This window comes from Labilibaculum filiforme, assembly GCF_002843315.1.
Lineage (GTDB): Bacteria > Bacteroidota > Bacteroidia > Bacteroidales > Marinifilaceae > Labilibaculum > Labilibaculum filiforme.
Map to the genome: position 1 here is coordinate 70,674 of NZ_MVDD01000012.1, position 25,146 is coordinate 95,819.

13 protein-coding genes are annotated in these 25,146 nt (G+C 36.7%); 6 read left to right on the forward strand and 7 right to left on the reverse strand.

Features of this window, described 5'->3' with window-relative positions:
- Positions 1–68 precede the first annotated feature (68 nt).
- The 3 genes from hutH (at position 69) to hutG (ending at position 4,666) form a co-directional block, all read left to right on the forward strand.
- Positions 69–1,559, forward strand: coding sequence for a histidine ammonia-lyase (hutH, locus tag BZG02_RS15050; RefSeq protein ID WP_101262269.1), 1,491 nt, complete (start codon positions 69–71; stop codon positions 1,557–1,559).
- A gap of 13 nt (positions 1,560–1,572) precedes the next feature.
- Positions 1,573–3,570 (forward strand): urocanate hydratase, encoded by a 1,998-nt coding sequence (locus BZG02_RS15055; protein ID WP_101262270.1) that lies wholly within the window; start codon positions 1,573–1,575, stop codon positions 3,568–3,570.
- A 76-nt stretch (positions 3,571–3,646) separates the two neighbouring features.
- Complete coding sequence (gene hutG, locus BZG02_RS15060) at positions 3,647–4,666, forward strand: formimidoylglutamase (protein ID WP_218972255.1); 1,020 nt, start codon at positions 3,647–3,649, stop codon at positions 4,664–4,666.
- 128 nt (positions 4,667–4,794) lie between these two features.
- Here hutG and BZG02_RS15065 read toward each other — a convergent pair whose 3' ends face one another.
- From BZG02_RS15065 to BZG02_RS15095, 7 genes are all read right to left on the reverse strand, one after another.
- Positions 4,795–7,203, reverse strand: a complete 2,409-nt coding sequence (locus BZG02_RS15065; RefSeq protein WP_101262271.1) for a glycoside hydrolase family 2 TIM barrel-domain containing protein — start codon at positions 7,201–7,203, stop codon at positions 4,795–4,797.
- 758 nt (positions 7,204–7,961) lie between these two features.
- Entirely contained in the window at positions 7,962–9,713 is a 1,752-nt protein-coding gene (locus tag BZG02_RS15070; RefSeq protein ID WP_101262272.1) for a sensor histidine kinase, read from the reverse strand.
- Positions 9,714–9,988: 275 nt separating this feature from the next.
- On the reverse strand, positions 9,989–11,512 hold the full coding sequence (locus BZG02_RS15075) for an alpha-L-fucosidase (RefSeq protein WP_101262273.1): 1,524 nt from the start codon (positions 11,510–11,512) through the stop codon (positions 9,989–9,991).
- Positions 11,513–11,846: 334 nt separating this feature from the next.
- Positions 11,847–12,170: a hypothetical protein gene (locus BZG02_RS15080; protein ID WP_101262274.1), complete on the reverse strand. Its 324-nt coding sequence runs from the start codon at positions 12,168–12,170 to the stop codon at positions 11,847–11,849.
- A 373-nt stretch (positions 12,171–12,543) separates the two neighbouring features.
- Entirely contained in the window at positions 12,544–13,353 is an 810-nt protein-coding gene (locus BZG02_RS15085; RefSeq protein ID WP_101262275.1) for an amidohydrolase family protein, read from the reverse strand.
- Positions 13,354–13,525: 172 nt separating this feature from the next.
- A complete protein-coding gene (locus tag BZG02_RS15090; protein ID WP_101262276.1) occupies positions 13,526–15,703 on the reverse strand; it encodes an amino acid permease in 2,178 nt (725 codons plus the stop codon).
- Between the two features lie 330 nt (positions 15,704–16,033).
- The gene (locus tag BZG02_RS15095; protein ID WP_101262277.1) at positions 16,034–16,981 is read right to left on the reverse strand and encodes a YitT family protein; all 948 of its coding nucleotides are present in this window, start codon (positions 16,979–16,981) and stop codon (positions 16,034–16,036) included.
- A gap of 426 nt (positions 16,982–17,407) precedes the next feature.
- Here BZG02_RS15095 and BZG02_RS15100 point away from each other — a divergent pair, with 426 nt between their 5' ends.
- The 3 genes from BZG02_RS15100 to BZG02_RS15110 are packed head-to-tail and all read left to right on the forward strand — an operon-like array spanning position 17,408 to position 25,130.
- On the forward strand, positions 17,408–20,533 hold the full coding sequence (locus tag BZG02_RS15100; protein ID WP_180335745.1) for a T9SS type A sorting domain-containing protein: 3,126 nt from the start codon (positions 17,408–17,410) through the stop codon (positions 20,531–20,533).
- 50 nt (positions 20,534–20,583) lie between these two features.
- Positions 20,584–23,262, forward strand: coding sequence for a VPS10 domain-containing protein (locus BZG02_RS15105; protein WP_101262278.1), 2,679 nt, complete (start codon positions 20,584–20,586; stop codon positions 23,260–23,262).
- Between the two features lie 47 nt (positions 23,263–23,309).
- Positions 23,310–25,130: an arylsulfatase gene (locus BZG02_RS15110; protein WP_101262279.1), complete on the forward strand. Its 1,821-nt coding sequence runs from the start codon at positions 23,310–23,312 to the stop codon at positions 25,128–25,130.
- Positions 25,131–25,146 lie beyond the last annotated feature (16 nt).

Sequence of the window (25,146 nt, forward strand, 5' to 3'; positions counted from 1 at the left end):
ATGAAGATGGTCTTGTTGGGTATCAAAATTACAAATAACTTTGTAATAAAAATAAATCTATTGGAACTATGTTTAAATATGGAATAGATCACCTAACGGTTGATAAGACAATTCAGATAGCTCGCGGGGAGCTTAAAGCTGGTTTAACTCCAGAAGCTATTAACAAAGTGAATGCTTGCAGAGCCAAAGTTGAGTGCATGGCGAAATCCAATAAAGCATATTATGGAATTAATACTGGTTTTGGACCTTTGTGTGATACTCAAATTTCCCCCGAACAAACGAGTAAATTGCAAGAGAATTTGTTGATTACTCATGCTGTTGGAGTGGGAAATCCTATTGGGAAAGAGTTATCGAAAATTATGATGATCTGCAAGGTGCAGGCATTAGCGCAAGGTTTTTCAGGGGTTCGTTTGGAGCTAATCGAACGTATCCTATTTTTTATTGAAAATGACCTATTACCAGTAGTGCCAGAACAGGGATCTGTTGGTGCTTCGGGAGATTTAGCTCCTTTGTCGCATCTGTTTTTGCCTCTTTTAGGCGAAGGTGAATTCTGGATTGGTAAAGATATTATTCCTGCCAAAGAAGTGTTGGCAAAGCATGGCTTAAAAGCAATTCGATTGGAAGCCAAAGAAGGTTTGGGTTTGATTAACGGAACTCAATTTATTTTGGCGCATACCATTCGAGGTTTATATAAAATGGAATATCTTCTCGATTTGGCTGATGTTGCAGGAGCAATGAGCTTGGAAGGTTTTCAGGGAAGCGCTGCTCCTTACAGAGAGGAATTACACGCTATTCGTCCGTTTAAAGGAAACATTAAAGTAGCAGAACGCATGCGCATGTTACTAGAGAATTCAGAAAATTTAGCAGGTCACATTAATTGTGAACGTGTTCAGGATCCTTATTCATTGCGTTGCATCCCTCAGGTGCATGGTGCTTCGAGAAATGCTTGGTATCATTTAAATGAGTTGGCCGAAATTGAAATGAATTCGGTTACCGATAATCCTATTGTTTTAAGCGATACAGAAGCAATTTCGGGTGGTAATTTTCATGGACAACCTTTAGCTATGGCTTTGGATTATTGTTCGATTGCAGCTTCGGAACTTGGTAATATTGCCGATAGAAGATGCTATTTACTATTGGAAGGTAAATTTGGATTGCCTCGTTTGTTAACTGCAAGTGGTGGATTAAATTCTGGATTTATGATTCCTCAATATACTACTGCTGCTTTGGTAACTGAAAATAAATCGCTTTGTTTTCCACCTTCGGCCGATAGTGTTCCAACCTCTTTAGGACAAGAGGATCATGTTTCTATGGGAAGTATTTCGGGTCGAAAATTCAATCAGATCTTAGGTAATATCGAAAAGATATTCGCTATTGAACTGATGTATGGTGCTCAAGCTTTAGAGTTTAGAAGTCCGAATCATGTTTCCGATATTATGGAAAAGAATTTCAATATTATTAGAAGTAAGGTGGCTAAACTGGAAGATGATCGTGTGTTGAAAGATGATATTTACACCATGATCGATTTTGTGAAAACCAGAGCTTTTATTGTGAAATAGTAAAGAAAGAGCTATGACGTTTAAAGAACAAATATTGCAAGGAATTCCAACTGAATTACCTGCAAAAAAAGCATATCCGAAGGATGCCAACAGGGCTCCTAAACGAAAAGATATTTTATCAGTAGAGGAAAAACAATTGGCAATTCGTAATGCCTTGCGTTATTTTCCGAAAGAGTGGCATCAGGAATTAGCCGTTGAATTTGCACAGGAATTATTGGATTTCGGTCGTATTTATATGTACCGTTTTAAGCCGGATTATGAAATGTATGCTCGGCCAATTCAAGAATATCCTGCTAAATCAATACAAGCCGCAGGCATTATGTTGATGATGCAAAATAATTTGAATCCTGCTGTAGCACAGCATCCCGAGGAGTTGATTACTTATGGTGGAAATGGAGCAGTTTTTCAAAACTGGGCGCAATACTTGCTTACTATGCAGTATTTGGCGATCATGACCGACGAACAGACTTTGAATTTATATTCGGGTCATCCAATGGGATTGTTTCCTTCATCGAAAGGAGCTCCAAGAGTAGTGGTAACTAATGGTATGGTGGTTCCTAATTATTCGAAACCTGATGATTGGGAGAAATTTAATGCGCTAGGCGTATCGCAATACGGACAAATGACAGCGGGTTCGTTTATGTATATTGGTCCGCAGGGAATTGTTCATGGTACGACCATTACGGTGATGAATGCATTTCGTAAAATCCTGAAAAAGGGAGAAACTCCTTCAGGAAAGATTTTCTTAACTGCCGGATTAGGTGGGATGAGTGGAGCGCAACCAAAAGCAGGAAATATTGCCGGTTGTATCACGATTGCTGCGGAGGTTAATGCGAAGGCGGCTACCAAGCGTTATGAGCAAGGCTGGGTGGATGTTTTAATCGACTCGATGGACGAATTGTTGGTTCGGGTTCGCAAAGCACAAGAAAATAATGAAGTTGTATCTATTGCTTTTATTGGTAATATCGTTGATGTTTGGGAGCGTTTCGATGAGGAGAATATCTTTATTCATATTGGTTCCGATCAAACTTCTTTACACATTCCTTGGACGGGTGGTTATTATCCTGCCGATATTTCTTACGAAGAGTCGAATAGAATGATTCGTGAAGAGCCGGAACTATTCAAAGAAAAGGTACAGGCAACTTTGCGTCGACATGCGGCGGCTATCAATAAACACACTGCAAAAGGAACTTATTTCTTCGATTACGGAAACGCATTTCTATTAGAGGCTTCTCGTGCGGGCGGAGATGTTATGGCCGAAAATGGCATCGATTTTAAATATAAATCATACGTTCAGGATATTGTTGGACCAATGTGTTTCGATTATGGTTTCGGACCATTTCGATGGGTATGTACTTCTGGGAAACCTGAAGATTTAGACCAAACTGATGAGTTGGCAATGGAAGTTTTGCAAGGGATTATGGAAAATTCTCCGGAAGAAATTCAATTGCAAATGCAGGATAACATTACCTGGATTAAGGATGCTAAGAAGAATAAAATGGTGGTGGGTTCTCAGGCCCGAATTTTATATGCCGATGCTGAAGGACGTGCGAAAATTGCAGAAGCATTCAACAATGCTATTGCCAAAGGTAAAATCGGACCTGTTGTTTTAGGTCGCGATCATCATGATGTTAGTGGAACGGATTCTCCTTACCGGGAGACTTCAAATATTTACGATGGCAGTAAGTTTACTGCTGATATGGCTATTCAGAATGTGATTGGGGATAGTTTTAGAGGTGCTACCTGGGTTTCGATTCACAATGGTGGTGGCGTAGGCTGGGGAGAGGTAACCAATGGTGGATTTGGAATGCTATTGGATGGCACACCAGAGGCAGATAGTCGTTTAAAACACATGTTGTTTTACGATGTAAATAACGGTATTGCTCGTCGTAGCTGGGCTAGAAACGAAGGTGCAATGTTTGCCATTAAAAGAGAAATGGAACGCCGACCAGATTTAAAGGTAACCGTCCCAAATCTTGTAGATGATAATTTATTGAGTGACCTGTTTTAGGAATAAATACGATAAATAAAAATAAAATTGGTTCAGGTACGTCCTGAACCAATTTCATATATAATAGTTTGTAATTGTGGATAAAAGAGAGAATAATCTGATTAATGCGGAATACAGACCTGCTGAAAAAGGCTGCTGGGAAGGACGGAAATCAAATCCAGACATGGGGAAGCAGTATTGGCACCAACAAATTGAGTTTGTTGATTGGAACGATTTACAAACACAAACCGATGATACGAAAATAGATATTGCTATTTTGGGTTACGTTTGCGATGAGGGAGTTCGTCGTAATAGAGGCAGAATGGGAGCACACGAAGGTCCCAAAGCGATTCGAGACCGATTGGCAAAACTGCCGATTCATTTTGAAGACAAGCGCGTGATTGATGCGGGCAATATTGTGTGTAATGATGATGATATGGAAGCTTGTCAGCAGCTATTTTCCTGTGCAGTATCCGACCTGATTAAACGGCAGATATTTCCGATTGGTATTGGTGGCGGACACGACATGTCGTACGCACATTTTATGGGAATTAGAGATGCCATTAAGGAGAATACAAAGCGCAAAGTGGGAATCATTAATTTCGATGCCCATTTCGATCTTCGAACGGTTGAGGGGAGAGGAAATTCCGGAACTCCTTTTAATCAGATTCTATCGGAATGCCACGAAAAAGGAGATTTGATAGATTATTATGCCATTGGCATTCAGCAGCAATCCAATACCAAAGAATTATTTGATATCGCCAAAAGGGAACACATCAACTATTCAATCAACTACGATTGCGAATCGTCGGTATTGGAAATGGAAAGCATAAAAACTAAGCTGGCACCCATAATTGCGAATAACGATTACCTGTATGTTACTATCGATATGGATGGTTTTTCGTCGGCTTATGCTCCTGGTGTAAGTGCGCCTTCGCCATTGGGTTTTACACCCTATTTTGTATTTAAATTGCTGAATTTCCTGTTTGCAACCAAGAAGGTAATTGCTTTTGATATTGCCGAGTTAAATCCATCGCTCGACAGGGACATGCATACGGCGAGTTTGGCAGCAAAAATACTCGATTTTGTGGTGTTGAATTATGAGGTGCCTATATAGCAACGGGATTTTTTTTTCCTGTTTCTGGCAAGGGGATTCTTTCTTCTGGTTTGTTTCAGCGATTTTTATTTTCTTTTTTTTGACGAGGATGTCGCTGATTTTGGACACCCTCTAATTGGCAATATTTTTTAAAATGCAATGCTCGAGGCTTTTAAGTCATTACCTGAAACAGTCAATTTTAATTTCTGAGTACGATTGCTTCCGAGTTTTACAATGCACAAACATCTACCTTTGTGAGTAGAACGGCTTTTTTTGTTTCGGAACAAATAAGAATTGCTGTTGTCGCCATTGTCCAAAGCGATTATTTCTCCATCTCCTTCTAACTCAAACTGAAGTTCTTTATCATCAATGCTTACTCGATTTCCTTTTTTATCCGATAAGCTAATCTCTATATGAACAAGATCATTTGCTTTTGGATTTTGTAGATCAGAATTTAAAATGATGTGATGAGCTTTACTAGTTGTATGTAATTCACTCTCACAAACTACTTTGCCATTTATTTTACCTACCGCTCTTAGTGTACCTGCTTTGTGGGAAATTTTACGCCATTTTACGATCCAATTTGGAAAGTCAGCCAGTTTCTGACTTCCTAATTTTTTGTTATTTAGGTATAGATCTACTGTTTCGCAATTGGTGTAGGTAACCACATCAAGTACCGAATCTTTTGGAAAGTTCCATTTCTCATTCATTTGTGGCCAGCCCCAACGACCTGTTTTTGAAAAATCATCAGCATCTCTTTCGTAAACTTCGAGGTGTACCATAGGTTTATCAGACCAAAAAGCTTCGTACAAGTAGGAGCTGTTTTTGCGAAATCCAGCGGCAGTTAAAAGACCAGAGGTTGATCCCAAATGAGGCCACGATTTTGATTCTCCTAAATAGTCAATGCCAACCCAAAGGAATAGGCCCATATTGTTATCATTATCAAGAACATCTAGCCAAGGAGAACGTTCAATGTTGGCAAAACGTTTTTCTAAAGCCGAATTAAAATAAACATAGCTTTCAGTACTTACATATGCTTTGCCTGGCTTTTTATCGGCAATTAATTTGCACCATTGTTCGCCATAGTTTAAAGCGATTAAATCCATGTACTCACAAGTTTCAATAATATCATTTACTTTATCAGCAACTGCTTTATCTCTACCTCTTTCCATGCCGGATATAACAGGGCGGGTTGGATCTATACTTCGTACAAAAGCACCATATTTTTTCATGCCATGGTTCTCTTCTGCGCTTCCGGGAGCATGATTTTCATTTCCAACGCTCCAAATAATAACAGAAGGATGGTTGCGATCTCGACGAATGGTCTGGCCAAAATTCTTTTTCCATTCTGAACTAAAATGTTGATCGGCAAAAGGAACATCGAAAAATGGATCTTTCTTGTCGGTTGGTTTCTTGTATGGATTCTCCCATTTATCAACAAACTCATCCATAACCAGAAGGCCTAATTCATCGCATAAATCTAAAAACTCAACAGAAGTAGGATTGTGGGCAGTTCGAATTGCGTTGCAACCAATCGATTTTAATTTTAGTAAACGACGACGCCAAACAGCTTTCGGAACGGCAGCACCCAAAGAGCCTGCCTCGTGATGCAGGCAAATGCCTTTCATTTTCATGTTTTTACCATTCAAAAAGAAACCTTTTTCAGCATCAAATGTAATTTCTCGAACCCCGAAAGTAGTTTTGTATTCATCTTCAATCCCTTTATCGGATGTAATAATTGAAATGGCCGTATACAGCTTTGTATCTTCCAATTCCCATAATTGAGGATTAGGAATCACAAGTTCTTGTTTGATATCTGTATCACGGTAACGTTCCATTTCAATTTCGGAAGAAGAACTAATTACCTTATTTCCTTGAGGATCGTAAATGACAGTTTCCAGGTTTAGATTTTTTTTGACATCTAAATTTTTAATAGTTGTTATGATTTCAACATGAGCCTTTTCTTTATCAATGCTTGGAGTGCTAATAAAAGTTCCCCAGGTAGCTACGTGGGTTTTATTGCTTATGGTAAGCCATGTGTTGCGATAAATTCCCGATCCTGAATACCAACGGCAGTTGGGTTGAACAGAATTATCTACTCGAACGGCAATGGTATTGCTTTCGCCAAATTTCAATAGCTCACTGATCTCAAAATAAAAACTTGTGTAACCATCGTGTTGCTGACCAACAGGATGATTGTTTACCCAAATGCTAGCGTTTTTGTAAATGCCATCGAATTGAATTTCAATGTTTTTACCATCGTAATTCGCAGGTAATTCAAAAGTTTTTCGATACCAGGCAATTCCTCCTGGCAACCATGCATTTCTTCCCGAATTTTCCTTGCTAAACTCAGCTTCAACACTCCAGTCATGAGGCAAATTGATCGTACGCCAACTACTATCATCATACTCTTCAGAGCAGAATTCTTTTTTATCTTCCAGTAAAAACTTCCAATCGGAGTTGAAATTTATTCTTTTACGAGATTCTGTTTTGTTTGATGAATAGGCACTTAAAAATGTACTACATATTACTATTAGAAGAAGTTGCTTAAGTTTCATTGCGAGTGTTTTTTTGTTGAAATATAGTTGTTTGCAATTTTAAATTTCATTGGACAAAGGAATGGGAACCTTAGTTTTTTTAATCTCTTTTTTTTGGGGGAGACAAGAGGAAAGAATCGAAATAGTAGAAAATATTATTACGTTATAAATGGTAAACGATTTAAAAGAATTCATTGGGGGGCAAAAAATTAAATTATTAGATCGATTAAAACTAAGAATCCTTTCTTTGTACTATGTGCTTTGGGGTAATTAAAATGTTGTTATGAGTTCGAAATTTTATTTGGATATGAAACGATTTTATCGATTGTATTTCCGTTATAATTTATAAATATTCCAAAAGTGTCACGAAATCAAAGTATTAGCTTGTAGTTGTTTTTTTTCGTTTGTATTTAAATTGCTGAGCTTCTTGTTTGCCACCAAAAAGGTGATTGCTTTCGATATTGCCGAATGACATCCATCGCCCGATAGAGACATGCATGCGGATAGTTTGGCAGCGAAAATTGTCGATTTTGTAGTACTGAATTATGAGTCGCCTTTGTAATACCGATTAGTATTGTTCTAGAAATATCATTCTCATTCCTTATCTGCTTTTTTAAACCAGTTTTTAGGGTTCAGTATACAGTGGCCGGATGGTTTTTTACTTTTTTTCTTGTGTATCCTCTGTTTTTTCTCCGTGCTTAAAACTACTTGTCCTGCTCGACCAATCGAAAAGCCATTTGGTTTCGCTTACGACTCGATTTTACAGGATGCTAAAGAGTTTAGTTTTTGGGCAAAGAAAAATAAAAGGTACTTCCAACATCAAGTTCACTTTCCACCCAAATTTTCCCTTGGTGTTTCGCAATAAAATCTCTACAAAGAATTAAGCCTAAACCTGTACCTCTTTCATTATTTGTGCCTAAGGTTGAGTGAGAGGTATCAATTCGAAATAGCTTTTCAAGCTTACTATTTTCGATACCAATGCCGTTATCAGCAACAGAAATTACATATTCGTTTTCTTTTTCGAGAGTAGCAATGTTTATAGCTCCTTTGTGAGGGGTAAATTTGATGGCATTAGAAATAAGGTTTCGTAATACCACTTCGATCATTTCTTTATCGGCATATAAAATGAAATTAAAGGAGCTGTTTAAGTTAATGGTAATGGATTTGTGTTCCGAGGCGCTTTTTAATAATTCGAGAATTGATTTTATCATTGGAACTACATCAATATATTCGGGATTGAACTTTATTAAATCTGTTTGTACCCTCGACCATTCCATCAGGTTTGTTAGTAGGTCCATGGCATGTTGCGAAGAGGTATTTATAATTTCAGCATATTTTTCAATTCCCTCATAATTGTTGTTTTTAACCTGGTTATTTAATATCTCGCTAAAGCCCATTATGCCATTAAATGGACTTTTTAAATCGTGAGCTATAATGGAAAAAAACTTGTCTTTTGTGGAGTTTAGTTCTCTTAATGAAGCTTCGCTATTCCGAAGTTTAAGTTCTGCTTGTTTTCTGGTGGTGATGTCGTTTATTACCGAAATAATACTCTGTTCATTATTTATAGTTATGATTTCGGCTGTTATAAGTCCAGGAAACAATTCCCCCGATTTTTTACGAAATAGATATTCATCTTCTATAACAATTCCATTCGACAGTAAATCGGAGGTGAATTTTAGGCGATCGCTATTATGCTCCCATATTCTCAAATCAATCGATTTTATACCAATTAATTCGTTGGGATGATAGCCGGAAATGGATTGAACATTTTCGTTGACCTCGAAAATTTCTCCATCCGAAAATTTCGATAACATGATTAAGAAGGGGGCTGCATGAAATGCTTTTGAAAACTTTTCTTCCTGGGCATTTACATCAATAAGCAGTTGCTTGTTGTACATCAAAAAGATGCTGTAGGTAAGAGATATGATAATGATTTCCCAAGTTAATATAAATAGAGCTTCTGAAACCTCTGACTTGAAGTAGTCGGTTAACTTTTGGTTGTTTTGTAACAAATAAATAATGCGAAAAATTTGAATAGCAAAAACGCCAACAAACACATAACCAACCGGACTAGTTATTTTTCGCATGGATGCAGGAGCCCGTTTTAACATTAAAAATGCAATTTGAAAACTTACCAGAACATAAGCGAAGGAGATATTAATGATTCTGGCGTTTAAATTGGGTTCTACAAACGTGAAATACGAATGAACCAGAAGAAAAACAAGTAGTAGAATATAGTTTTGGAGTTGGTATCCTTTTTTCTTCACGAATTGCTCCAATCCAATTAGTAAAATAATGGTGGATGAAACAATTAGTGTATTGGCTACTGGTATAGAAATCCAATCGGGGATAGCACTGCGTAAAAAAACCAAAATATTTCCCGTTGCGCTGATAAAAAAGCTAAGTAGAATTAAAAAAGTTCCAGGATATCTATTTTTAATTTGAAAATATAAAGAGCCAATTAATATTAGATTTATAATACTAGTAATAGTTAAACTAAGGTAAATGGTGCGAATATCAATTGGAAACATAGGCGTATTTCATTGGGGATAAATTATTAAATTGAATTTAACAGCATTTATCTACTATAGATTTCGGCACTGTCTTTTTTTCTGGTCTAAGTAAAGATTGTGAAATTTTATTAAATCATATCGCTTTTACGATACAAAAAACAGTGCATGGCTGGATAATTTTGCTCTTTAAGGGCTGTTTCCCGCTATTTTTATTCGCGTTGATAGGAAATAGAATTAAAAAAGGTCTGAAAAATTGCTTTTTCAGACCTTTAGGGGATACTATTTTATTTTTGTTATTTATCTCCAAAAATATCGCTTGGCATTGCTTCCAGTTCAATTTTAAAACATACCGGATTTTTCGAACTAAAGTTGGTAGGTAGTTGAATTACTAACTCTTTTTTTTTCTGAATCCAAGTAATTTCTGAATTATAACCCAGCAGACTTACTTTTTTAATGGCATCATTAATTACACGATCTTCTGCGCCAAGGGCATCTAATGTAATTACGTTTCTATTGTCTACTTCCATCCAAAAAGCATAAATGTTCTGTTTGTTTTTGGTATAGCGGATATCATCAGAATTAAAGCCTTTTTCGTGTAAATTTGCATGCATTCGCATTTCCGCATTATTAGGTCCTTGACCAAAAACGGTAAATGGAACACTTTCGTAGATTCCTTCTCCATTTACTTTTAACCAGCTACCAATTTCTCTTAAAATGGCTTTCTGATCATCGGGAATAACTCCATGTTTGTTGGGCGCAACATTTAGCAGCAACACTCCGTTTTTACTAACGATATCAATTAAATCCTGCAGGTAATTTCCAGCTTCACGCATTTCGTAAGGCTCACAATATCCCCAACGCCAACCACCTAAACTCATGTCGGTTTGCCAAACATCTTCGCGAATTCTATCTAGTTTTCCACTCTCTAAATCTAAAACTGCGGCACCATCGGGTACTGGCTTCCATTTTATGTTTTTGTAGTTTAATACAACTTCCTGATTGTTTTTTAAACCTTGGTTGTAGTAATTAGCCAATATTTTTTTGCGTGCTTCTTCGTAAGCAGGTTCACAAAATCCTAGGTCGAACCAGAACAAATCTGGTTGATATTGGGTCATTAAATCCATGGTGCGATTGTACCAATTTTTTACCCAAGCTTCGGTTGCAGGTTCCCAACGATCATGAGCATCCCAATAAAAATCTCTGAGCTCTGGATTCGTAGTTTCGTATTTGTCTTTGTAAGTCCACCAGTGCCATCCATAAGCATAATGCGATGAGGTTCCCACCTTTAACCCTTGTTTGCGGGCTTCCGAAAATAGTTCCCCAACAATATCTTTTTTAGGTCCCATATCTACAGAATTCCAACGAGTGATTTTAGAATTGTACATGGCAAATCCATCGCAATGTTCTCCTACCGGAACCACATATTTTGCGCCAGCTTCCACAAATAGATCAATCCACTCTTTGGCGTTGAAGTTTTCGGCTTTAAATTCTGGAATAAATTTGGTGTATCCATAGTCGGCAGGCTCCCCAAAATTCTCTTTATGAAATTTATAGGCGCTTGAGGCTTGTTTGCTTGGATTTCCCAATGCATCAACTTCTCCTTCGTTCCACATATGAAAACCGTACCATTCTGCATTGTTTGCAGGTACAGTTGTTGGTCCCCAGTGAATAAAAATCCCAAATTTGGCATCCTTGTACCATTGCGGTATCTCATAGGTTTTTAATGATTCCCAATCGGCTTTGTATTTTTTTTGACCAATGGAATAATTGCTCAAACTGAATAGTGTTAATGCAAGGAATATTATTTTTTTACTCATTATAGAATATTTTTAGCGGTTTTAAAGTTGGAGTTTATTTTGATCGATGGGGTAAAATTAGAAAATGACTTCCTGTATTGCATTAACATATCCAACGAAATGTAGGGGTGTAATTGCTCTACTTGCCAATAAATAAGCCGTTCGTGTTAGCTTACTTCTATATTTTAAGGCAGTCTAAGTGGATATTATTTATGGTATATGGTGATGTCCTTCGTTTTTCTTTGTGGTTAAAGTTATAATGGAAAATTATTCCATAGGAAAAGCCACTCTTATTAGAATGGCTTTACAATCGAATAGTAGAATTCGGTAATTTATCGGGTATTTGAACGAATGCCTATTTCTTCAAAATTTTATCGGCAATCCGTCTGGCGTCCTGGCAATATTCATCCTTACCTTCTAATTTCCATTCGCCGGTTTTTTCAATGTAAAATTGAACAGTTTTCTCGACAACTGCTGAATAACCACCATAGGATGTTAACATTTTATTCACCTCATCCATATAGTCACTGTTGCTTAATTCACCACTTTTCACCAAATTCCACTGTTTATTAATTCGTTTCGATTTCTCTTTGTAAATAGGATCTTTTGTTTTATATGCCATTAAAAAAAGAGAAAGTGCTTTCGCTTCTGCTGATGGTTTCATTGTGTTTTTTTCCATGCTCTTTGTTTGTATATAGATCGGTGATTAAATGTATTTTACTTCTCGAAATTTTGATTCTTGTAGAAAAGCCAAAATTAGTATATTTCAAAAGGATAAAAAGTGGAATAGCTTATTAATTCTCAATTCAATTTCTACTTCCGGTTGGCTTGTGTTTTTTCTCTTTGAATCTCTTTGTTTTTCGTGGTGATCTTTTTGAACGACTAATGCCAATTATTTTTTAGTTTTTAAAGATTTTTGGATTGTTCTTAAGCCGGACGGACTTTACTTTACGAAAAGGACTGCTCTTTTGGAACTTGCCCAAGCGCATAAAAAAAGCCTGTTTCATACGATAGAAACAGGCTCTTATAGTTTGTGAAATTAGGAAAAGGGACTAAAGTTTCGAAGTGTCAATTTTGAAAAGATCCGCCGCATTTTTCCACATTATTAATTCTTTTTTATCATCAGCCAGTTCTAACTGATCCATAAATTTTAAATAAGATTTCATATTAGATATTGGCCAATCGGTACCATATAACAAATAGTTAGGATCACCAGCGTAATTAATCATTTCCTCAATCTCATTTTTCATATGGCGTTCAAATTTGTCCGAAAAATCACCAAGTACTAAACCTGAAATATCAGCATACACATTTTTATTTTTATACACCATTTCCATACAGTCTCTAATCCAAGGGTTTCCAACGTGACAGATTACGATTTTTAAATCCGGAAAGTCAACTGCTACATCATCAATGTGCAAGGGGTGTGAATACTTTACTTTTCCGGTTGGGGCATAGGTGTCGCCAGAGTGAAACATTACCGGAACATCGTATTCTATCGCCATTTCGTACATTACTTTAAGGCGACTATCGTTAGGATAAAATGGTTCGTAACCAGGGTAAAATTTTAAGCCCTTAATAAGTCCGGCCTCTAAGTATTCGCTAATTTCCCGTAGGTCTCTATGCGTATAGTGAAGGTAACTTACACCGGCAATCACGCCTAGGTTATCTCTACCTCTTATGGCTTCTACTACCTGTTTCGTGCTCGGTCTGTTTTCGTTTACTTTGTACGAGGATAAGACCAATGAATAATCTACCTTATTTTCCTTCATCGTGTCGGATAGGTGATTTAAGCTGGCTTCCAATGAAATTACTCTATCCTCGTGGTAATTGTTAATGTGTGTATGTACGTCTATAATCATAGTATTGTGAGTCTTTTAGGTTTTAAAATGCTACATGCGTGCACTTTGATTGGTGAATTTACTCAAAATTATTTTGTCTGATAAATATAGAAAAAGAAATTGCCCCTGACCAAAACATGCAGGAACAATTTCTTTTTTTATTGTGTTTTAAACAGTTTGCTTGAATATTGGGTTACACAAGAACGTTTTCTAGGTTCGAATCAACACAGAAAATAGCAGAAATCCGCGATTCATTCACGATGTTAATCATCTCAAGGCAGTTCATATCCGAATTAACACTAAAAATATTTACATCGGTATTTCGGTACTTCTTCACATTATCTAAAAGTTTTCCTTGCGTAATATTTATACTTGTATGTTTTGGAAATCGAATCATACTTTGAAAGTTTTCTATGTCTTGCTCCGAGAATTTTAAATTCGGATTGTTGTTCACAATGTAGGTATCGATGGTTCCTTTCCAGTTTTTGCAAACTAAAATAGATAGAAGCGTTGCAAGGTCGTTATCTCCCAAATTAAAAGATTCCTTCCAATCGGCCGGAATATTTTCCAACCATAAATTGATGTTTTTTTCGATGGCAAGACTTGCAGTTGAAAATGGAATGTAAATAATCATTCCAAAATTATTCTTTTTTACATCCGCTATTAGTTGGTTGTAATAGTCAGGATTAACACTTCCAGTGTCGATACTTGCAAAAATCACATTGGGTTTAAAAAATGCAGCATTAAGCGATTGCATACTAATATTAATGGTTGTGTTGAATTCTTTGTTCTCAACAAACGCATACGAAACAGCAAGGCCACTTTCTTTAAATTTCTGAGAAGCATTGTTTAAAAATAATTCGATGTTTTTTTGCTCTTCAGGGTTTTCATTAAATATGGATAATATTTTAATAGAACCTTTTGGATAAATAATCGAATGAATAAGTTTGTAAGAACTCCGAATCTCTTTTGGCATTGTCATCGGAATTAAAAGGTCAGGTCGCCAGGATCGAACTTCTTTTTGCGGGCTAAGATTACTTGATTTTTTGGTAGCCCATTCGGCAAGTGCAGTAAATAGACCACTTCGGGAATCTCCTGCTTCCGATTTTAATTTCAAGTTTACCAAATAAAAATAGAAAACAAAGATAAATATCAGCGATAGTAAGGCTACAATTACATTCATTACAAACATAATTGCGATGGAGCCAAAAGCGCCCAAAGCAGGCACTATTAAAGGTACTTTTAATGTTGGTCGGTAACTTGGTAAGCTTAGCGATTGCTCTATAAGAACTACAATATTTACCATTGCATAGGTAATCATAAAAAACATGGTAAGTATGGGAGCAATTGTGTTCAAATTTCGTAACGAGATACCGATAAGTACAACGATTGCTGTTACCAGCATTGCATGAACAGGTTCGCCTCGTTTTGAGGTTGCAGCAAGTTCTTTGCTTCTGGGAAGAATTCCTTTTTCGGCAAGTGCCAGCATTATTCGTGGGGCGCCAATAAACGAACCCAATGCCGATGAAAGTGTGGCGCCAAGTAATCCGGCAAGAACAATTGGACCGTAAAGTGCTTTGTCGATAAATAAATTGTAGTTGGAGGTCATTTCGTCGGAGGTGGCTAGCATCGAGGCTACAAATATTAAACTGATGTAAATTAACGTGGTTAAAATCACAGCAGAAATAGTTCCTTTTGGAATACTGATACGTGGACTCGTTAAATCGCCCGACATATTAGCACCCGCCATCACTCCGGTTACAGCGGGGAAAAATACAGCAAAAACACCCCAAAATGATGTGCCACTAAAATTATTTTCCTTGGAACCAGCATAGCTGCCAAACAATTCGAAGTTGTAGTTTAAATCATTAACAAATAAAGCTCCATAAATAGATAGTAAAGATAGCGCAATGATACCCAGAATGATGTATTGAATTTTAAAGGCAAAGCTGGTACTAATAAACGCAATAATCATTACCAGTGAAAAAATACTAATATCAAGTACTAAAGGATTAAGTCCTGGTACAATGGAAACCATCCCTTCCCTAAAACCAAAAACATACATCGCAACGGCCAAAGCTTGTGCAATATAAAAAGGGATTCCAATGGCTCCACCTATTTCCAGACCTAATGATTTTGAGATAATACTAAAAGCGCCACCGGCACCAATACGAACATTGGTAGTAATGGACGATAAGCTTAAAGCAGTTGTAAAGGTGATTGCTACCGATAATAATACGATTGCTAAAGCTCCTAAAATACCTGCATTTCCAACTACCCAAGACTGGCGAATGTACATTATTACACCAAGTATTGTTAATGTAGTTGGGGTGAAAACTCCTGCAAAGGTTCCGAAAGTCTTCTTAGTCATGGCTCTATTTTATTAATGTTTACTACCCACTAATTATTGGGGAAAATGAAAATGATAGAAATAAATGCATGCCACCTATAACTTGGTAGTTTTAGAAGCACCAGCCTACTGTTGATTTTGAATATGTTTTGTGTTAATTGTTATCAACTTTTATGTAAGCTCAGCAAAAAAAATAAATTGGCAAAATTTTATTTTGTATATCCGTAAAGGAAAGTGCTTCTTTGATACAAAAGCGGCATGTTTATCGTCTTAAAAACTAAGATGCTTGTAAAGTGAAGATTTGTTTTGAGGTGGGTAGCTGTGTTCCGGCTCTAGGTTGATGCTTACTCACTATTTCAAAGGTCTTTTTTTTATCATTCCTCCTTTTGCGTCTTTTATACTGTGCATTACAACAAATGCATCTTTATCAATTTTATCGATTTCGGTATGTAGTTTTGCTAGCTCCAATCGTGTTATTAGAGTGTAAATAATGTCTACTTGTTCCAGTGTATGTCCCTTTTTGCCTGAATAAACAGTACAGCCTCGTCCTAGTTTTTGAATAATAGCCAATCTAATTCCTTCACTATTTTCCGAAATAATTGTTACTCCAACATATTCTTCAATACCCGAAACTACAAAATCGACGGTTTTTGATGCGGCCAAATAGGTTAGCATGGCATACAATGCAATTTCAATGGAAAAGACATAGGCAGCCACTGAAAAAATAAGGACATTGAAAATTAAAATAACATCTCCAATGGTTAAGGACGTTTTTTTACTTACAAAGATTGCTAATACCTCGGTTCCATCAATAACCGAACCACCTCTAATAGCTAAACCAATTCCTAAACCTAGAAAGAAACCACCAAAAATGGCAATTAGTAATTTGTCACTTGTAATAATAGGAAATGGAATAAAATGAAGCGTTACAGCAAGCAAAACGATCGCAAAAATACTTTTTATGGCAAATTGTCTACTAATAGTGGTTAAGCCCATTATTATAAACGGAAGGTTAATTGCCACAATTAAAATGGATAATGGAATATTTGTTAGCTCTGCGATGGTAAGAGAGATCCCCATTACGCCACCATCAATAAACATGTTGGGAAGTAAAAAACCTTTTAATCCAAAAGCAGCAGCTAACACACCTACTAAAATAAAAAAGCTGTCTCTAGTTAAATGAGAGAATTCAACTTTTGTATTTAAAATTGCCTTCTCAATTAAAGTGCTTCTATATTTTTTATTTTTAAGTCTGCGTTTAACGATCTCTGAAATTACATTGTCAAAAAAACGAATCATAATTTATCTGATTTATTACTTAAGGCTAATTTAAAATTCTACAGCTATTTATATTTTCGAATATACTCTTTTTCTCTAATTTAAATTTTGCAAACAGATAGCAGTTTATTGGAATTAGGAAAAATGTGCTCTTAGCATAAAGTAAAGCATGAAATATTATTGATTTTATAGCGGAAAAAGCAAAATAAGAATCCAAAGCTATGTTTGACCTATTTTGTAGCTTATTTGTCTGATGTGTTTTAATTGGTGTTTCGTAGACTTGCTTGTAGTTCTTTGTTTATCAGCGCTTATGCTTGTTTGTTTTTATTTTTGTCTAGTTTTTGTACAGGTGAAATAAGTTCGTGACTAGTTTTAGTAAACTATTATTTATATCGATTTCGCTTTAGTTTCTTCAATTTTATAATCGTAAAATTATAAAACAAGAAAATGAATAAAATAATGCCAAAACTTCTCAAAACTTTTTTAATTGGATCATTTATTTTGATTGGTTGGAATACAAGTTATAGTCAAAAATCAAATCAAGAAAAGGATGCTTTTTTTAATATAATAAAGACGCAAAAAATTCAATCCGACACTACGGTGGTATGGAAAAACTTTGGTCCTGGAATGTCAGGATACAACGAGGAATTCTGGTGTCACCCTACGGATACTAATGTCATGTTTATGGGACCAGATATGCATGTGTCCTATGGAACATGGGATAATGGAAAATCATGGCAAACGATTAAAGACTGTGATGGCGATGGTCTTGATATGGTTCGGGTGCACGATATTCAATTTTCGTTGGTAAATCCGGATTATGGGGTTGCCTTGGAACGAGAAGGAAAAGTATTTGAATCAAAAAACAGAGGACGAACATGGACTCAGATAAGTGATATTGGAAAAGCCCATACTAAAATTGCGATTCATCCAACAAACGATAGCATCTGGTTTGTTGGAGCAGGTGATTTTTGGAATGTAAAAGAAAATCATAGAACGCTAGCAAAACCAAATGGGAATATTCATTCTAGGGCCGATTATGGTTACGTATGGAAAACCACTGATCGTGGTGCAAATTGGGCCAAAGTGGCTACTAGTATTTCTAATAATTTAGATGTTGGCAGAATACTGTTTAATCCAAATAATCCCGATAAGATGATAATGGCTACCAGTTATGGTGTATACTTAAGTGCTGATGGTGGAGATATTTGGACAGCAGGTAATGTGGGTTTGCCGAATAATTTACCTCGCGATCTTACTTCTTTTTATGATAAAACAACAGGAGAGTTTATTCTTTATTTGGTAGTACAGACTGTTTATGAGCCAAATGGATCTACAATTAATGCAAAAGGTGGTGTTTATAAAAGTACCGATAGCGGAGTAAGCTGGACGAGTATTACTGGTAATTTAGGATTTGATATAAGTGCCATTACTAATTACGCAGTTAGAGATGGATACCATAGAACAGTATCTCATTGGTTAGGAATAAGTAAAAGTGCTTCACAAAGTACCTATAGCGTATATCCGAGCAATACAATGTCTGTGTACAATCGAATTGTGGTTAATCCTTTGAATAAAAATGAAATTTATGTCTCGCATAACAAGAAGCATGACTTTGGGTTTGGTCCTGGAGATTTATGGAAAACAGAGGATGGCGGACAAAGTTGGTTTGCTTGTGCTCGCAATGGTAAATACTGGATGGATGAAAATGACAAATCGTATTGGAATGGACGTGGTAATCCGATTGGAACAAATCTTAAGTTTTCGCACGTACAGCGCGAGATGGATGAGGGTTCGGAAAATTCAGGGAACAGAATGTTGGCAATAAATGCTAAAGGACAGGTGTTTATAGGAGTAGCACAACAAACTCTTCGAAGTAATGACAAGGGCGCAAATTGGCAACAGGTTGATGATTATGAAACAGCAGAAGGATCCAATGCGTGGGTTGGCAGGGGAGATAGTAATCTTCCAGGACGGTTTATGTTACACGAAACAGGAATACCTGGACGTGCATTGTTTTGCTCTGGGGAACATGGCCTATGGGAAACAGCTGATTTAGGAGATTACTCTGGTAAAGATGTGGTTGCAGTAAAACAGATAGAAGGACAAGTGCATGATCATGATGGGAATCTTGCATCTCACTCGACTTCTACAGTTGCGGTACATCCCAATAATCCGAACATAATTTATATACTAAGTTGCCGTCAGGAACATAGAGGGAAGTTGCGAAAAACTATTGATGGAGGCAAAACATGGAACAATATTGCAACTATTTTCGAGGCGAGTAATAATAGTTGGGAAAATGTACCATTTCAGTCTTCTTTGATGATTGATCCGAAAAATCCAGATAATATGTATTTCTGTGCCACCCGAAAAGTTGTGCAGGAGGTAGGTTCTTCACCAGATGAAAGTATTCTTACCAAGGGTGGTTATGGTGTTTATCGATCAACAGATGGGGGATACAATTGGTCGTTGAGTAATTCGGGTTTACCTGCTAATGTAAGTGTTCGAAGGTTATGTATGGATCCTGCTAATTCAAGCATAATTTATGCTGCATTAAATCAATTTGGAAATAATGATCTGGGAGGTTTGTACAAATCGGTAGATGGAGCCAAAACTTGGAAGAAAGAAAGTATTCCTACTGAAATTAAGTCAGTGAACAACTTGTTTATTGATCGGAATACCAAGTATCGCTTTTTGTCAGGTGGCTCTCGTTCAGGTAGCTTCGATGCAGGAGGAGTTTGGAGAAGTAAAGATGAAGGAACAAGTTGGGAAAAAATATTTATAGCTCCTTATGTGTGGCAAACCGAGGTTTCACCAGTAAATTCAAATATTATTATTATTTCAGTGCCTGCGCAGATTCCAAACTTGACAGACCAGTTTAAAAATCCGGGAATTTATTTGTCTAAAGATGATGGAACTACTTGGGCTAAAATAAATAAAGGAATTGGACAACCAAATAAAATGGTTGATGTTAAACCTGATCCTTATAATGAAGGTGTAATTTGGTGTGCTGGATGGGGAAGTGGTTGGTTTAAAGCCTTAATTAAAAACGATAAGGTAAAAGCGGTTTGTAAGAATGCGGAGCTTTTTGAGAATGAAGAAGTAACACTTTATGGACTTGGTTCTATTGGCTTTCAGCTTACTTATGAGTGGATTGCACCAGATGGAATTTCATTATCAGCAACTGATAAAAATAAAACGACTTTTACCGCTCCCAAAGTAAATAAGGATTCTACCTTCATTATCACTTTAGTAGTTAGTAATGATTTGGGTAAGGATTCTCTTGATGTTATTATTCAAGTTAAAAATAACGTCACTACTGCCATACAAATGATTGATGATGAATCGGTTAGGATATTTCCAAATCCTGTGGTAGATGGTAAGCTTAGAATTTCAGGTTCAGATGAACACGTGAAGTATCTGATACATAACATTCAGGGGAAGACTGTGCAGTTGGGTACTTTGGAACAAGGTTTAATTGATGTGTCTCAACTAAATTCGGGTGTTTATGTTATAACTATTACAAACAGAGTAAGTTATGTCATTCGAAAATTTATGATTAATAGATAGTTGGAGAAGAGGTATAAAAGGAGTAAAGAACTATTGTTTAAAAAGAGGAAATGGCAAAGAATTTAGAATTATTGACAATATGTGTTTTGATAGGTTTGAGTATGTCTATTCAGACTGTGGCTCAAAAGAAGGATAAAAATTTTTTTAATATAATAAAGACGCAGAAAATTCAATCCGACACTACGGTGGTATGGAAAAACTTTGGTCCTGGAATGTCGGGATACTGTGAAGAGTTTTGGTGTCACCCTACGGATACTAATGTCATGTTTATGGGACCAGATATGCATGTTAGTTTCGGTACTTGGGATAATGGAAAGTCGTGGCAGTCTTTAAAGGATCACGATGGTTTAGGACAGGATATGAAAAGAGTTTTGGATATTGAATTCTCCAGACAGGATCCGGATTATGGAAAAGCTATTGATTGGAATGGCTGGATTTATGAAACTTTTGATAGAGGCAGAAGCTGGGAAAGAAGTGGGGGATTTGGTAAAAGTTTCAAAGATTTTGGTATTGACCCAAATGATTCAAAATCGTTCGAAAAAGGTTGGTATTATGAGCAAAAAGGAACTCGTCATAGCGAATTGGCTGTGGACCCAATAAACGATAAAATTTGGTATGTTGGAGCAGGTGATTTTTGGAATGTGAAGAGTAATCATCGATCGGCAGCAAAACCAAATGGGGTAAAATTAAAATATGCGGCATATGGTTACATTTGGAAAACAAGTGATAAAGGAAAATCCTGGGAAAAGATAAGTAATGGTTTGCCTGAAAATACCGAGGTAGGGAAAATTATTATTAATCCGAACGATACGAAAAAGCTGATCATGGCAACTAACTTTGGAGTAATGCTTAGCAAGGATGGCGGACTTAGTTGGAAAAATACTGCGAAAGGATTGCCTAATAATTTACCTCGCGATATTAGTTCTTATTACAACGATAAAACCAAAGAGTTTCTTCTTTATTTGGTGGAACAGACTGTTTATGAAGACAAAGGAAATACCGTAACTGCAAAAGGAGGAGTGTACACTAGTAAGGATGGTGGTTTGAATTGGAGGAATATTACCAATAATTTGGTGTTCGATTTAAATTCAATGAGCTTTCCGGCAGAAGTGGATCGTTTCCATAAAACAATGTCACACTGGTTTGGAATCTCTAAGAATGAATCGAAAGAAAAATTCACTAAACTACCAAGGGAGACCTTACCCGTTTTTAATCGTCTTGTTGTAAATCCACTAAATAGAGAGGAGATATATGTTTCCTTCAACAAAAAGCACGATTTTACTTTTGGTGCTGGCGATGTTTGGAAAACAGAGAATGGAGGGGAAACCTGGTTCGCATGTGCTCGTCAGGGAGCCTATTGGAAAAGTGGAAAAGATAAGGAGTATTGGCAAAAGAGGAATAATCCTGTTGGAGCGAATGTTGATTTTGCACATCTGCAGGAATATATGGATAATTCACAAGCAAGTTCGGGTAATAGAATGATGGAAATAAATTCCATTGGACAAGTTTATATAGGAATAGATCAACAGACTTTAAAAACTACGGATAAAGGAGAATCGTGGAAACAGGTAGATGATTTTGAAACTGCGCCGGGGAGTAACAAATGGATTGGTCGTGGCGGAAGTAATTTGCCAGGCAGATATATGCTTCTTGAAACAGGAATAAAAGCCAGAAGATTGCTTTGTAGTGGAGAGCATGGTTTATGGCAGACTACTGATTTAGGAGAATGGAAAGATAAGCAGGCTGTGGCCGTTGAACAAATAGAAGGTCAAGTGCATGATGGAAGTGGAAGACATGGTGCACACTCTATTTCAACGGTTGCTGTACATCCTAATGATCCAAATACTATTTACTTTTTAGCATGGAGACAGGAGCATCGAGGGAAGTTACGTAAAACAACTGATGGTGGTAAATCGTGGGAGAATATTGCAAGTATTTTTGAGGCTGACAGTCCTGAATATAAAGGACTTGCCCCACAAAACTCACTAATAATTGATCCGGTAAATCCCGATAATATGTATTTCTGTTCTACTTCTGTAAAAATTTCAGAAATAGGGGGTTCTCCTGCTGAAAAATTAACAAAAGGAGGATATGGTTTTTATCGTTCTTTTGATGGTGGTTATACTTGGGAATTATGCAATAATGGTTTGCACAAAGGAGCAAGTGTTCGTCGAATTGTGATGGATCCAAATGATTCAGAGACGATTTATGCTGCTTTAAATGATAATAATGGGGCATTATATAAGACCATTAATAAAGGGAATAGTTGGATGAAAATAACAATTCCCGAAGTCATTAAGTCAGTAAGTAATGTGTTTGTAGATCGCAATACCAAATATATTTATATCTCGACCGGACGACGGAATGGTTCTTATGAAGAAGGAGGCGTTTGGCAAAGTAAAGATAATGGAAAGCATTGGAAGCAAATTTTTAAAGCTCCTTTTGTTTGGCAGGTAGAAACCTCTCCGGTGAATCCCGATCTTATTGTTATTAGTGTAGGCGGACAGGCAGTAAGTAAGGCCGAAGAGTTTATGAATCCAGGAATTTATTTATCTAAGAATGGTGGCGTTAGTTGGACTAAAATGAACAAAGGTTTAGGTCAGCCAGATAAAATTGTAGATGTAAAACCGGATCCTTATAACGAAAATGTGCTTTGGTGTGCTTCGTGGGGATGTGGATGGTATGTTGCTTATTTAAATGGGGATACCAAAGGCTGGCTTGAAGAGTAATTTTTTTGTACTAAATAGGGTTTATAAAGACTAAAAAAAGAGAAAGTATGTTACGAAGATTACTTGTGGGAATTCTTGTTCTATTGCAATTTGTTACAATAGGTATAGTTCTGGAATCAAAAGCGCAAACGCCTCCCAATGTAATTTTAATCCTTACGGATGATCAAGGAATTGGCGACTTGGCTTGTCATGGTAATCCTTGGCTGAAAACGCCAAATATTGATGCTTTTCATGATCAATCGGTTCGTTTAACAGATTTTCATGTAAGTCCGTACTGTGCTCCAACGAGAGGCGCTATAATGACTGGGAAGTATCCTATTAATAATGGTGCTTGGGCAACCTATAAAGGTCGCGATGCACTTCCGGAAAATACCTCCGGCATGGCCGATGTATTTAAACAAAATGGATATACAACTGGTATTTTTGGGAAGTGGCATTTGGGCGATAATTATCCGGTGCGTCCTACCGATTGTGGTTTTGATGTTGCCATTCAGCACAAAGCTGGTGGAGTTGGAGAATTGTCGGATTATTGGGGGAATACTTATTTTAACGATGTGTATTACGTAAATAACGAACCGAAACAATTTGAAGGTTATTGTACGGATGTTTGGTTTCGGGAAGCTATCAAATTTATCGATAACAATAAGGAAAATCCATTTTTTGTTTACTTACCAACCAATGCTCCACACAGTCCGTGGTTGGTTGATGATAAATATTCCGATCGGTACAAAGATTTAGAGGGAGAGGAAATTGTTAGTGCCAATTTCTACGGAATGATCGCAAATATCGATGAAAATATCGGCAAACTAGATAAATATCTGAAGGAGAAAGGACTCTTAGATAATACCATTCTAATTTTTATGACCGATAATGGTTCAAGTGGAGGAATTAGTAGAGATGGTAAAATAGGATACAATAAAGGCTTCCGAGGAATGAAAGGAGCGAAAACAGAAGGTGGACATCGTGTACCATTTTTTATTCGTTGGCCAGATGGAAAAATAGAGGGAGGAAAAGATATTTCGGACCTAACTGCTCATGTTGATTTACTGCCTACACTAGCAAGTTTGTGCCATTTGAATTTACCCGAAAAGTTAAATTTGGATGGAGTCGATTTTTCGGCACTACTTGTAAACAATGAAAGCAAATTGGAGGAGAGAAGCCTATTTGTGCATAACCGTCAGGATTGGCGACCTCCGATGGATGAAAACCAGACATGCATTATGAGTGACAAGTGGCGATTGGTGAATGGCAAAGAATTATACAATATCGAAAAAGATAAATATCAGCAAAATAACATCGCGAAAGAGCATCCGGAACTGGTGCAAAACTTGTTGAATGATAATGCTCGATTTGTGAGAATCGCAAAAACAAAATTAGCTTATCAAGAACTGCCAGTACACGTTATTGGAAATAAAACGCAGGAAGAAATTACCTTAACAATACAACATGCAATTGGCGAAGATGCAGGAATTTGGAAATGCGAACAGGTGGCCGAAGGAATGAAGAATACCAATAATACACATTCTTTACGAGTAGATTGTACTGGTTTATACGAAATATCTTGTTGCAGATGGCCCAAAGAATGCCCTGGCTCTATTTGGGGAATCCCTGCAAAAAATCCGAAGCATCTGTTTACTTATTCAACAATTAAGCCCGAGAAAGTGCGAATTAGTATTGCCAATCAAATACTCGAAAAAGAAGTGGTAGGCAACGAAGAGGCTGTTACATTTACAGTTAGACTCGAAAAAGGAAAAACATTATTGGTAAACGATTTTATCGAAGGAAATGAGAAGTATGGAGTGTATTATACTTATATCCGTAAAGTGGAATCGTTTTCTAGTGCTGAAAATGATTTATTTGAAAAATGAATTTAGAAACTATTAA